The 12,944-nt window shown below is 47.0% G+C and carries 13 protein-coding genes and 1 pseudogene; 5 read left to right on the top strand and 9 right to left on the bottom strand.

Features of this window, described 5'->3' with window-relative positions; translation table 11 throughout:
- Positions 1–105 precede the first annotated feature (105 nt).
- Positions 106–756 carry an undecaprenyl-diphosphatase gene (locus tag LCF57_RS10265; RefSeq protein WP_226000599.1) on the top strand — a complete coding sequence of 217 codons (651 nt, stop codon included), beginning with the start codon at positions 106–108 and terminating at the stop codon, positions 754–756.
- Between the two features lie 65 nt (positions 757–821).
- On the opposite strand, the gene LCF57_RS10260 is transcribed toward LCF57_RS10265, so the two are convergent.
- From LCF57_RS10260 to nadA, 5 genes are all read right to left on the bottom strand, one after another.
- Positions 822–1,466: a phosphatase PAP2 family protein gene (locus LCF57_RS10260; RefSeq protein WP_226000598.1), complete on the bottom strand. Its 645-nt coding sequence runs from the start codon at positions 1,464–1,466 to the stop codon at positions 822–824.
- A 67-nt stretch (positions 1,467–1,533) separates the two neighbouring features.
- Entirely contained in the window at positions 1,534–2,310 is a 777-nt protein-coding gene (locus LCF57_RS10255; protein ID WP_226000597.1) for a GNAT family N-acetyltransferase, read from the bottom strand.
- 228 nt (positions 2,311–2,538) lie between these two features.
- The gene (gene yidC / locus LCF57_RS10250; RefSeq protein ID WP_226000596.1) at positions 2,539–3,372 is read right to left on the bottom strand and encodes a membrane protein insertase YidC; all 834 of its coding nucleotides are present in this window, start codon (positions 3,370–3,372) and stop codon (positions 2,539–2,541) included.
- Positions 3,338–3,667, bottom strand: a complete 330-nt coding sequence (locus tag LCF57_RS10245; RefSeq protein WP_226000595.1) for a hypothetical protein — start codon at positions 3,665–3,667, stop codon at positions 3,338–3,340. Before LCF57_RS10245 ends, yidC begins: the two co-directional genes overlap by 35 nt.
- Before the next feature lie 103 nt (positions 3,668–3,770).
- A complete protein-coding gene (nadA, locus tag LCF57_RS10240; protein WP_226000594.1) occupies positions 3,771–4,877 on the bottom strand; it encodes a quinolinate synthase NadA in 1,107 nt (368 codons plus the stop codon).
- A gap of 167 nt (positions 4,878–5,044) precedes the next feature.
- On the opposite strand from nadA, the gene LCF57_RS10235 reads away from it, so the two are divergent.
- On the top strand, positions 5,045–6,196 hold the full coding sequence (locus LCF57_RS10235; protein WP_226000593.1) for an IscS subfamily cysteine desulfurase: 1,152 nt from the start codon (positions 5,045–5,047) through the stop codon (positions 6,194–6,196).
- Positions 6,193–6,732, top strand: coding sequence for a transcription repressor NadR (locus LCF57_RS10230; RefSeq protein WP_226000592.1), 540 nt, complete (start codon positions 6,193–6,195; stop codon positions 6,730–6,732). The genes LCF57_RS10235 and LCF57_RS10230 overlap by 4 nt, the downstream gene beginning before the upstream one ends.
- Before the next feature lie 134 nt (positions 6,733–6,866).
- On the opposite strand, the gene greA is transcribed toward LCF57_RS10230, so the two are convergent.
- Positions 6,867–7,346 carry a transcription elongation factor GreA gene (greA, locus tag LCF57_RS10225; protein ID WP_226000591.1) on the bottom strand — a complete coding sequence of 160 codons (480 nt, stop codon included), beginning with the start codon at positions 7,344–7,346 and terminating at the stop codon, positions 6,867–6,869.
- Between the two features lie 252 nt (positions 7,347–7,598).
- Here greA and LCF57_RS10220 point away from each other — a divergent pair, with 252 nt between their 5' ends.
- Entirely contained in the window at positions 7,599–7,958 is a 360-nt protein-coding gene (locus tag LCF57_RS10220; protein WP_226000590.1) for a hypothetical protein, read from the top strand.
- 294 nt (positions 7,959–8,252) lie between these two features.
- Here LCF57_RS10220 and LCF57_RS10215 read toward each other — a convergent pair whose 3' ends face one another.
- Together LCF57_RS10215 and LCF57_RS10210 are read right to left on the bottom strand one after the other, a co-directional pair.
- Positions 8,253–11,288, bottom strand: a complete 3,036-nt coding sequence (locus LCF57_RS10215; protein WP_226000589.1) for an endonuclease — start codon at positions 11,286–11,288, stop codon at positions 8,253–8,255.
- 104 nt (positions 11,289–11,392) lie between these two features.
- Positions 11,393–12,112: a hypothetical protein gene (locus LCF57_RS10210; RefSeq protein WP_226000588.1), complete on the bottom strand. Its 720-nt coding sequence runs from the start codon at positions 12,110–12,112 to the stop codon at positions 11,393–11,395.
- Positions 12,113–12,237: 125 nt separating this feature from the next.
- Between LCF57_RS10210 and LCF57_RS10205 the strand changes: the two genes are divergently transcribed.
- Complete coding sequence (locus LCF57_RS10205; protein WP_226000587.1) at positions 12,238–12,483, top strand: condensation domain-containing protein; 246 nt, start codon at positions 12,238–12,240, stop codon at positions 12,481–12,483.
- Here LCF57_RS10205 and LCF57_RS10200 read toward each other — a convergent pair.
- Positions 12,372–12,893, bottom strand: a pseudogene (locus LCF57_RS10200) (ABC transporter transmembrane domain-containing protein); the annotation flags it as partial. The gene LCF57_RS10205 and the pseudogene LCF57_RS10200 sit on opposite strands and share 112 nt — an antisense overlap.
- Positions 12,894–12,944 lie beyond the last annotated feature (51 nt).

Genomic DNA, 12,944 nt, shown 5'->3' with positions numbered 1-12,944 from the left:
TGGAAAAGACATGCATTTTTTATTTGATTTTAAGCTTTTATTCGTTGGGACGCTCTATAATGTAATTTTGTAATTCATTTTTTGATGTTAAGGAGTAATTTATTCATGTTAATTAATGTAGACTATGCTTTATTTCACTGGATCAATGAACTGGCTAATCACCTCTCCTTTTTAAATGGAATCATGTGTTTCTTGGCTCAATATGCACCTTATTTGTTTGGTGTGGCTTTGCTGATTTACTGGTTCTCCTTTAAAATGCCGCATCGGATGATGGTTATAGAAGCTATTGTCACTGCTGGTATTGGCTTTGTAATCAGTTGGGGCCTGGGGCATTTGTTTTACAGAGATCGACCCTTCGTCGGTCATGATGTCATTCAGCTTATCCACCATGATGCCAACGCTTCATTTCCGAGTAATCATGCGCTTGGAGCCATTGCTCTGGCCGTAGTTTTTTGGCTTCATCGTCAAAAATATCGCGTGCTTTGGGTTATCCTGGCTATTCTCATTGCCGTATCCCGAGTCTGGACCGGTGTGCATTATCCTTCGGATATTTTGGTAGGTGCGGTCATTGGAGCAGGCTGCGCTGTCGGCATTCATACATTCATACGGAGTCGGAAGCTTCCTGGTATTTTCATACAGGCGGCTATTATTCTTTATGAAAATGGGGAGAAAAAACTAGGGCTCAAGCCTCCCGTACAGTCCAGAACTCATATCACTGGCCCCACTTCCTCTTCCCAAATAAAAAGCAGGCGCTAATGCGTCTGCTTTTTTTACAGCCTTTAATGCCTGACACCGGTAATGCTGTCATTTGAAGCGAAGCCCTACATTCGTTCTTCATATCGCTGATAAAACCAAATACAGGCCATCATCCAGCAGCCGCTCATAAAATAACCACCTAGAACATCGCTCGGATAATGCACGCCCAAATAAATACGGCTTATCCCGATCGCTACAATCAGCAGGCTGCTGAGCGCGATCAGCAGGATACGTCCCAGCCTGGAAGGAATATGCTTCCACACTAAAAAGGCCAGTACCGTATACATACTGAAAGCAGTCATCGAATGTCCGCTTGGAAAACTGTATCCATTTGCCTCAATAATACGGTTAATTTCGGGACGCGCACGGTGAAAAAGCAACTTTAATACCGTATTCAGCAATACCGAACCCAGTACAGCAATTGCTAAAAACAGCAGTTCTCTACGGTGTCCCAATACTCTGTGCAGCACAAACATGGCGATTAAAATAATGATCACAATCGGAATCCCGCTGCCGATCAGGGTGAAAAATTTCATTATACGAGTCATTGCTGGGGATTCCAGCTGTTGAATATCCGCAATGATCATGTAGTCAAAATGCCGCACCTGATGATCGCTGACCCATAATGCGATTAAAGCAAAACCGAGCGCACATACTATACATGTAAGTAGGGCCAAAGAGATGGGCAGCTTTACTGGTGCTTGTTTCATGTCTTGTTGGTCCTCCGTGATGTTCGTTTACAGTTCCCACACTTCTTTAATATTTTCACCCAAAGAATCAGCTTTTATCGTAAAGCAGGCTCAGTTTTTTAGCAAAAGAACGCGGAGTCAGCCTGTGATATGAAATCAATTCTCCTTTACAGATCACATGGAATACACCATAAGGTGTCGGAGACCATTCCATCAGTTGTGGACGATTGCGTATATACATGATTTCGGGCTGTATACCCACAATCTCTGCCGCTTCAATCACATTTTGCGTGGCAATCTCCAAATAGGGGCATTGATGAGTTCGCAAGATGGTTAAGCCTTCACTAAAGCTCTCCAGCCGCTGCGCCCAGTTATTTGGAAAATAAGGATCAGGGTCATTCCTATTAAGCTTATAAACATACAGCTGAAAAGAAAAAGGTGCGTTCTCCACATGCTGAAACCCGTTCTTTAGAAAAATGTCGGGGCCAGGCGCCCACGATGTATCGGTGTTGGTAACCACAGCGACCCCCTTTTTACCCAACCTGACAGCTTCCTCGATGCAACGATGAATAAGTTGGGAGCCTAGCCCCAATCCGGTCATACCCATCCATAAACAATGAATCAGAAGATATCCATCCGCATGAACCGCCCTCCATGCCTGTTCACCCATCGCATACTCAATAAATCCTACTGGTTTATTGTCTTTTCTTATCTGTATGTAAGTCAAACCTTGGGAAAATTCATTTTCTGTCCAATTCAGCTTTTGTATATAGCCCGGTGCTTTTTGCATACTTCTCATGCAATAGCAGCCGTCCTCCCTGATTTGATTTTCATACCATTCAATGGACGTGGTTGAATTTTTCATATGCCCTCTCCCAACGTTAAGAATTAACTTATTCCATTAAGAATTTCACAGTGACTAAAATAACGCAAGCGAATTATGCATAATAAGCATTGCCACTACTCGCGTTAAAGGAAGGAGCAACATAAAAAAGAATGCCATTCAAGCCTTATAACGGCTCGAATGGCATCCTGTCATTACACATGACATACTGGAAACGCAATTACGATGTTACACAAATATCATCTACTTTTAGGTCGGTGTGACTTCTCCAAGCTTAGTCTTGCTCTCTGCTTCCTCCGTTGGATACCGTTTACGGAACCATAGCGACTGGAGCAGCAAAAAGGTGCCGCTGACTGTCCAGTATAATGGCATGGCTGCAGGGGCGTTGAAGGAAAAGACCGCCATCATAATGGGTGAAAGATATCCCATAATGGCAAATTGCTTGCGCTGGTCAGCCGTCATTTGAAGCTGAGAAAGCTTGGCCTGTGCCAAGTAAACGACTGCGACGATCACTGCCAAAATCCAGTCCGGCTGTCCGAGTCGGAACCATAGGAAGGAATGAGAGGCCAGCTCCGGGGTTAACCGGATGGCAGTGTACATACCACTCAATATCGGGAGCTGAATGAGAATAGGCAAACAGCCGATATTGAGCGGATTGAATTGATGCTCTTTGTAAAGTGCCATCATTTCCTGCTGCATGCTCTGCTGGCTGGCAGCATCCTTCTTATTTTCGTACTTCTTCTTGATTCGGTCCAAGTCGGGCTGCATGGCGCTCATCTTGCGCTTCATCCCTTGCTGGGCACGTGTTTGACGCATCATAAGCGGTAGTAACGCCAGACGAACAATTAACGTCAATGTCATGATGGCCAGCCCAAAGCTTCCACCAAACCATTGCGCCAATTGCTGGATGAGCCAAGAAAGCGGGAATACTACATAATGATTAAAAAATCCGGGTGTCTGAGCATTAATCTCTCCAGCAGCCGCACCGCAGCCAGATAGCAGCATGATCACCGCCAATGCTACCATCATTCCTATTATCCGTTCTTTTTTACCCCAAAAGGTGAATCCCTTGAAACGTTTCATATGTTCCTCCTCGTTGATTGGCTGTACCATCGTTCAACGAGGGGAAACAATCTGACGTGTCTTCATCCGGCGCTTCCTTACGCCGGATATGGCGTGCCAATCGGACAGGCATGTCCTGTCCACGGGCAGATATCGGCATCAGCGAAGAAGCATGCGACCGCACGGCCCCGCCTTCTACCCAGCATTCGGGTACATTGCCGTGCAAATGAGTGAGATACGCATAGGTTACCGTACACAGCAAGCCGATTGTAAATAAATAGGGGAGCAGGTCCTGAAGCTCAAACAAGGGATTCACCTCCTTCGGTTCGTTGCTACGATTATAGCACGAAACCGGGCCAACGACTAATCTTCAAATAGAGATACAGTTAGATTTACAGTCTCGCCGGAGCGGCAAAAGCTTAACGAATAGCCAGCATGCGATTCAATGCCAGTACAGCCTCCTGTCTGACCTGATGATCTACACGAATTACACCCACAGGCTCTCCCTGATCAATCTGCTCCATTGCCCACAGCAGATGTGGAAGATCGATCCGATTCATGGTCAGGCAAGGGCACATATCAGGATTGAGCGATTCGATCTGCTGTTCAGGGTACTGCTGCTTGATTCGTTGCACGAGATTCATCTCCGTACCGACGGCCCATTGGGTCCCCGGCTCTGCCGCGCGGATCGTATCGATGATAAATTTTGTGGAGCCGGCGCAATCTGCGAGCTGTACGACCTCATAAGAGCATTCGGGATGAACGATAACCCGGATGTTCTTGTCACGCTCACGGACGTTGCGAATATGATCTACTGTAAACTTTTCATGAACAGAGCAATGCCCTTTCCATAAAATAATTTTTACAGTTGCGGGGTCCTGTTCAGTCTCCAGCTGATCGGTCATCGGATTCCATACGGCCATTTCATCCAGTGGAATTCCAAGATCGTAGGCTGTATTGCGACCCAAATGCTGATCCGGTAGAAATAAAATACGTTCCTTTTGCTTCAGCGCCCATTCCAGCACTTGCTTGGCATTCGAAGACGTTACGGTAGCCCCGCCATGCCGTCCTACAAAGGCTTTGATCTCCGCTGTGGAATTCACATAGGTTAACGGAATCATCGTGTCTCCTACAAGCTCCTGCAGATGCTTCCAAGCTCGTTCGGTTTGCTCCATATTCGCCATATCTGCCATTGAGCAGCCTGCGCGCATATCTGGCAGTATGACCGTTTGTCGATCGGCAGTCAGCATATCGGCTGTTTCCGCCATAAAATGAACTCCGCAAAACACAATAAACTCCGCTTCCTGGTTTTGTGCGGCCATTTGGGCAAGCTGTAGAGAATCCCCTGTTATATCAGCGAACTGAATCACTTCATCCTTCTGATAGTGATGGCCCGGAATGAGCAGCTTTGGCCCCCATTTTTGTTTCAGCTCAGCAACGCGACGCTCCATATCCTCAACTGTCAGTGTCTTATAATGCTCAGGCATCAGCCCTCGATTTCCTTGTAAAACATCAAGTATAGACATCCTAATCCCTCCATTATCTTTGTAGCTGTCTGTCTCTGCTTTTATGAACAGATAACCGTCGTGTTACATGCATATTTACAAGTGTCTTGACACTTATATTTACACATGCCTACAATAATCTCAAGGATTTTTGTAATGGAATTATTTTTAAGCAGGGAGGATTGGCTGTGATTTATCTGGACTATGCCGCTTCCACACCGATGTGTGACGAAGCCTTGAATATGTATAGCGCACTAAATAAAGAAATGTTCGGAAATTCCAGCAGCCTCCATGATGCAGGCGGTCAAGCGGCTTATGTGCTCGATTACTGCAGACAACGGATGGCGAATATGATTGGCGGGCAAAAGGAAGGCATCTATTTTACAACAGGAGGAACGGAATCCAATATGTTGGTTGTGCAGTCGATTCTGAATGGATTGCCAGAGCACAAAAGACATTGGATTATGAGCGCACTGGAGCATCATTCCATGTACAATCTTGCCACTTTGCTGGAGAGTCAGGGCTATGAGCTGACGATTGTACAGCCGGGCAAGAACGGACGAATAACCGTCGAAGCTCTCTTACCTCATCTCAGAGAAACCACCGGTCTCGTATCCGTGCAACACGCCAATTCGGAAACTGGACTGATTCAGGATCTTGCTGCCTTATCTCCCCTATTGCGAGATCGTGGTATTTTGCTCCACAGCGATGCGGTACAGACCTTTGGAAACATTTCCATTGATGTAGCAGCTTTGGGAGTGGACGCCCTCTCCGTATCAAGCCATAAAGTGTACGGCCCAAAAGGTGTCGGTGCTGCCTATCTCAAGCCGGGCATCCCTTGGCGTCCTGTGTACCCTGATACACTACATGAAAACGGATTTCGTCCCGGAACGGTTAATGTTCCCGGTATTGCAGCGTTTGTCGCAGCAGCAGAAATGATGACTGAACAAATGGATCTGCATCAGCAACGGTATGCTTCATTAAGGCAATACTTTATTACCCAAGTTCAGGAGAGATCCATTCCGTTGCATTGGGTCGTACAGGAAAGCGGCACAGCTGTGCTCAATCATATCGTGGGATGTTTTTTTCACGGTTACGAGGGACAATATGTTATGCTGGAATGTAACCGCAGCGGCGTCTGTATATCTACCGGCAGCGCATGTGCCGCTGGACACCACGAACCTTCGCCTGCCTTACAAGCGCTTGGAGCCTCTGACCGTGAAGCTTTACAATTTATCCGTATTTCTTTCGGAAGGACGACTACAATTGAGGACCTGAATGTACTGGTAGGTATTTTGACAGACTTGACGCATCGACAAGAAAGGAGCTTATCCCATTGACTGAATCTTCAAAATGGTCAGGAACGGATCGCCGCAAGCAGCTACTGCTGTGGCTCAAGAACGAATCGCCGCTGACCGGGAGCGAGCTGGCACGCAGAGCCTCCGTCTCCAGACAAGTAATTGTACAGGATATTTCCCTGTTAAAAGCAAGCCAAGAGCCTATTTTGGCAACGAGCCAAGGATACATTTACATGGAGCCTGCTGCGCAGGCTGCTCCCATAGCCTCACGTATTATCGTGTGCAATCACCGACCCGAACAGACAGAAGAGGAATTAAAGCTAATTGTGGACTATGGTGTAAGTGTGCAGGATGTTATTGTGGAGCATCCGGTATATGGCGATCTGACTGCTCCGATACGGGTCGGAAATCGCAAAGAAGTGGAGGATTTCATCCGCAAAATCAACTCCACTCAGGCTACTTATTTGTCCCAGCTAACCGGTGGCATCCATCTTCATACCTTACACGCCTCGGATGAAGCTAAAATTAATGATGCCTGTGCTGCACTGGAGCAAGCCGGCTTCCTGATGACGGACTAGCTTATATCGCTATAGCAGCTACAACGAACACTTTGTCCAGCATATGGAGCGCAGGCGGTGCTCCATATGCTGTTATGTGAGCAACGAGAAATTAAAAAAATCCCGGCCCCCTTATAAAGGGAATCGGGAATGAACTACGTGAGCTTAATTTCGAGCAGCTCATATTTAATGACAGCCATGGGTGCATCTACATGAATGATACTGCCCACTTCTTTTCCCAAAAGCGCCTTACCTAAAGGGCTCTCATAGGAAATCTTATTATCCAGAACGTCTGCCTCAGCAGGACTTACAATTTTGTACTCCATCTTCTCCGAAAATTCGATATCATTGAGAATGACGGTTGAACCGATACTAACGGTCCCAAGGTCCAGATTACTTTCATCCACAATCCGAGCTTTGGTCAACATTTTCTCCAATACCATGATTCGTGTTTCCATGAACGCTTGATCGTCCTTAGCGGAGTGATACTCACTATTCTCCTTCAGGTCCCCGTAGCTGATCGCGAGCTTGAGACGTTCAGCCAGCTCCTTGCGTTTTACGGTCTTCAGTTCCTTAAGCTCATCCTCCAGCTTGGCTAATCCCTCTTTGGTTAACAATACTTCTTCGTTTGACATATATTATTCACAACTCCTATTTAGCTTGCTTTATTGTAGTTTACTCTATATTGAACCAACATGCGAAAAGAAATTACAATGTGATAGAAGTCGGGAGGACTCAGTCAGGGTTATTCTTACAGTAACCAATGTTTTTTTATCGCATATGATAAGATTATAACGCATTTTGATGAGCACATGCAGTGCCGCTGTCCTTGTCTCAAACCCCTTATCATACCAGACAAGAACAGTTTAAGGTGGGAGGAAGATTCAATGACTTCCTTAGGAAAGAATAGAAACGGAAATGGGAGTGGGAATGGAAATCGCAAATCCAAATCATCCCCCAACGGTCAAAAGAAAAACGGATTAAACACTAATTCGGCTATTTTTTCCGCTCTTCAAGGAAAAAATGTAGAGGTTCTTGTAGCAGCTCTACTATTAACAGGAAAACTAAACGTCGATTCCGTTACTTTATACAGACAAGCAACATTATTTTTGGGACTCACGGGCAAATACAAAACATTAGCATCCGCTCCATCCAATGTCGATAATATGGTGAAATTTTTAAATGATAACGGCAATATGACACTGGATCAGGTGATACAAGCCTTTTCACAGAAAATAAATAATTAACAAGTGGCGAAAGGAGATATTTGTGGTGAGTGAGTTTGATGGAGAACATTTTGCAGAGGTTGTCATTATTGTGATTCTAGTTGCCTTGTTCTTCTATGGCTCCTCAGATATAGAGGGACTTACTGCTTCGCCAACCCAATCCTAAATGGGCAGGTCCCCGTTCCCGGGGGCTATTTTTGTAATAACTAATATTCGGAATGAAAAGCGACTGTCAACATACGGAGCGACAGCTTAGATAAAAAATAAAAAAGAGCAACTATTGACTCTTGTAAAGCCAATAGTTGCTCTTATGATTTAACGATCCTTCACTTCGACGCTAATCGTTTTGCTGGAAACTTGCCCCGAGGCATTGATCAGCTCCGCCCGATACTCATATGTACCTGGCTTTCGGCCTTGAATGTTAGTAGCTGCGCTTTGAGCCTGCGGAGTTTGGTTCGGCAGCTCTTGCGTGTCGAGCAACTCACCATTTTCATATAAATTATATTGGGTCGCGTTCGTGCCCCACCACATATTCATGGAAACCGTATAGTTACCGTCACCGTCCCAGTTGTCATGTGACAGCACCGGAAAGCCGGGTGAAGCATCTGTCACTTTGACGACTAACGGATCACTGGTCGCTTTGCCGTAAGCGTTGATCAGCTCAGCGGTATACGTGTAGGTGCCATTGCCCTTCCCTGTTACTGGAATGACTGCACTTTGTGCTCCAGGGGAAGCAGCTTGCAGAGGTTGAGTTCCGATCAGCTCGTCGTTTTCGTACAGCTTGAGTTCATCACCGTTCGTGCCCCACCACAGATTCATAGTGATATGATAATTACCATCCTTCAGGCCGTTATCCTGCCCGTTATCATCGGATAGAACAGGTTTGCCCGGCACTTCACCAGCTGCGGCTTTTCCGACTGTAACGGTTACAGGATTGGATACGACGGTTTTGCCCTCCAGCGTGACGCTCGCTGCAATCTCGGCGCTTCCCTCTTTTACCGCTCGAAGCTCTCCATACGTATCCAGCGTGACAGCCTCATGACTGCTGGTATACTGAACAGAAGCTTTACTTAAATCAGCTTCGCTGCCATCCGTCAACGTACCTTTAAGAGATGTAGTTGCGGTATCTCCTACATTGAGATTTTGGTGGTCCAGCGAAAGCTTTACTTCTTGCAACACCGCCCCTACTTCAACTGAAAAATCATCCAGCCCGCGTGGCTTTAACTGATAATTCCCTTTAAAAATTGCTGATATGCCTTTCACTTTTACTTGCTGTCCTTCTTGATATGGAAAAGAGGTCCGAGTGACACCTGTGCGTGCATCCACGCGTACATGGTGACTTGTCTCGCCAGAAACCACATCAAATTCAAATGAACCAGCTGGAGTCGCATCGATCACATTACGTATGATGGCAGAGGGAAGCTCAACCAGCTGTCCTTGGTTGGCGTTGCTTAATTCAGTGATTTTTATAGCTGCGGGAAGCTGTCCTTCACCCGTTTTTTCAATAGCCACCGGATCGGTCAGCTCCAGTTCACTGTTATACAATGCAAGGTTGGCTGTAATTTTTACTTGATCGCCCTGCTGGAAGCCGCTTTGGTTTTGATAAACATAAATCCCTCCACTTTCGTCCTGCATATAAAAAGCTTGACCGCCAAAGGCACCTGGCTCTGTCGTCACAATGCCCTCCAAGGTAACGACCTTGCCAGCCGGGAGGCTCCGCGCTTCAGCAATACGAATACGTGCCGGAACGTTATTTCCTTCCTCAGGCAGCGGCTGGGCCGGGACATCTGCCAGCACGACCGATTGGGTCAGCAGATTGCTGCCGTTTTGTCTCAATCGAAGATTGGCTGCACCGCTGGTTCCCGACTTGATCCGAACGGTGAGGTCTTTGTAGGCATGTCCCTTGCTGTCGGACTCCAGACTAAATACTCCGCTATAACCATACGAGGTCGGCCAGCTGCCATCCGGGTTTTGAATCTGGGCTACCTGATTGCCGCCCGCTACATAAATGCCTGTGCTGAATCCACTAGTCGTGGTATTGGGGGTCAACTGGTCCGCGGTTATTCGAATTTGAAAAGGCTGTGCATTCGGCAGCTGTTCCTGACGAACGATACTGTACACTGGCTGCGCACTGGCCGTGGGTCCGCCATAGGCTCCGGCTTTAAAAGTTTGCTGATCCCACCACTTGTAGCCTGCTGCGGGAGCGGACCAAGGCTCAGCTTGCGGCTCCGTCGAAGCCTGTGGCTCTTCAAAAGGCAGCAACGCCGTCGGCTGGTCAAGCTGCAAGCTTTTCACATCTTTTAGGCTGGTATAGTCCTCCTTCTTGGACAACCAGTCGACGATATTAACCAGCAGCACGGCATCATCCTGCTCTTTAAAGCCGTCATACGTCGTCTTCTTGGTTCCCGTCTCTTCGCGCAGATATTTCGGTGTAGCATCTTCAACAGGAGATGAATCCCCCAGGAAAGCAGCTTTACCAAGTCCTACTTTGGATACAGCTGCATAGGGTCCTTCCGGTATGCCGCCTCCGTTATAGACGCCCTGATCTACCGCATTGCCCCAAGCCTGGTTCGTTTGAGGCAGGTATACGATGCCCTTGGCTTTGGCCGGGTCGATAATCGCCAGCGTTGATCCCGCGTGCATAGCGACATTGCTCACTCCCGCTGTAATGCCGAAGGCCTGCGCTGGCTCGACAATCTGATTGGCGGTAATATCGCCTAATGCATTGTAGCGAAAACGCACACCAAACTTGCTACCCAGCCAATTCGAGCTGACTACCCCCTGCATCACGGCCGAGTTTTTTTCTTCCGAGCTCATGCCCTTACCAGGGTCTTCCCAAGCCCCTCGACGGTAGCCGTTTATACTTTCCGACCCGTCCCAACGGTTTTTGTTGCGGTCCGCATTATAATGATCTCCAATGAAGAAAATGCTGTTACCTGCCTTGACATACTGCTCCATTGCAGCCTGTTCGCTCTGTTTAAAAGGAATATTCGGCTCTGCCGTCACAAATACATCATAATCCTTCAGATCATTGTAAGTAATCGGCGTAGATTGACGCAGCTCATGTACATCATAGCCACGATTCGCGAGGGCCTGTCCGAAGTCTGAAAACCCTCCGTCAATGACCCAATCTGCAGCGCCGGACGTCTGTCCGTGTCTATTATCGAACAGCACTTTTTTGCCAGCATTCTCATTGACCACTTTGGCGGTGATAAAAGGGGCCGGATCAGCCGGGCCTTCTGCCGATGCCGGTTGTATGCTGCTCACAGCACCAGCGTACAACGACAAAGTGAATACCATCGCAGTTGCGTATTTGAAGCTACGGGATGCAAAAAGACGAATGATTCCCAATTCCTATTCCTCCTGTTTGTTAGTTTACGGCCCCCAGCTGAGTGGGGACCAAATACAAATTTTAGCCTTCATTTATGTTCGGACATGCGCTGTTTTGTAAATGTTTAGGAATAATGAACAGGGAGGAAATTCCAGTAGAAAAGATATACTGTATGCAGCAATGTGACTACCGCAAACAGGATTTTGCCTGTGGCTTTCGCTCTCCTTTCCCCTGTAATCAGCTTAGCGCCATTCACGATCAGAACCCATACGGCAATAAGCGCTGAAATCAGCGGGAGCGTGCAAATCCCCCAAATATACCAAACGGGATATCCATATACAATCTGACTGTTACCATAAATGATCTGCACGCTGAGAAAAATCGTATTCAGCAACGCGATGAATGCAAGGGCGGAGGAAATATGAGCTTTATCTTTACGGATAGCTCTGATCACATATCTTGCGACCCAAATCAGCAGGGTTGTGATGAAAAACAAGGAGGCGGCACCATAGCTGACAAGCAGCGTCCAGGTACGGTGCCAAAGTGTCGTCTGCTTCATGGTTTCACTATCCGGGGCGACCATCATCCATGTACCGTTTTGCTGATACAGCAAAATTTTAAGCTGCCCCCCCTTTTCCACAAACAGACCATCGCCTGCCGCTTGAAAAATTCTGTCCGTTGCTTCATTTTCATCCGGGTACTCCCCGTTAACGATCAATGTATGATCATCTTGAATCTGAACGGTGTATTTAATGCTTCCCAGCATTCGAATCCATTTCCCCCACCCATGAACGGGATTCAAATTCACCTGGTATATGCCCTCGATCTCTGGCGAAAGCTTCACTTGCGTGGCAGAACGAGCCAGTGACTGGGAAGCGGCCTGCGTCGGCAGTGTCGTCTCAGGCCGTCCATCGGATATTAGTGGGTTGAGGATATTATCGGCAAGTTCATTAACACCATTCCGCTGTAATGCCGGGTGAGGCGCTGCGTCTCAGCTTCGGCTTTAACACACAGGTTTATGATGCAGCTGATATTCGGCGAATCGCTGGGCATTTTATCCATCTGCTGGAGCAGGTTACTGGCAATCCGAACATCGCTGTAAGCGAAATTAAACTGGCAACACCGCAGGAAGAGTCTGAAATTCTCGCCAAAACCAGCTTCCAGCTTGTCATTAAAAGCAACGTTAATGATGCCGTAAACACAAGTGGTAAATAAAACAGATTGGCAAGCTGCTCGATAAAAAAATTCTGTAACATCGCCGTATTGTTCGTAAGACGGGATACCAAATCTCCGGTAAATTTCCTCTCTACACTGGAAACCGGTAAATCGCAAAACTTATGTACGAGGTCGCCTCTCAGGTCACGTAGAGCGCTAACGCTAAATCGCGCTGAAGCGTACCTCATCACAAACTTACAGGGCATTCCAATGAGGGTCATACCAATAACTAGATAGATCATGTTCTCGGTGGACGAGAAGGTCCCCTCTGCCATTTGCTCGATGGCCTTACCTAAAATAATGTCAATATCTGCCAAACATAAGGAGGCGAGCACTGTTATGAAAACCCATAGATTGTACGGTCTTACATAACGTGCGAGTCTCCGAAAAGCAGAATTTGATCGAAACAAGGACATCCCTCTTTTTCGTTGCTCACACTTTCACAGTGCGAACTTTTTTAA

It is taken from the genome of Paenibacillus sp. BJ-4 (genome assembly GCF_020404765.1).
Classification (GTDB): Bacteria; Bacillota; Bacilli; order Paenibacillales; family Paenibacillaceae; genus Paenibacillus.
The sequence above is the reverse complement of the archived record's forward strand: the minus strand, read 5'-3'. Positions and strand labels throughout refer to the sequence as shown.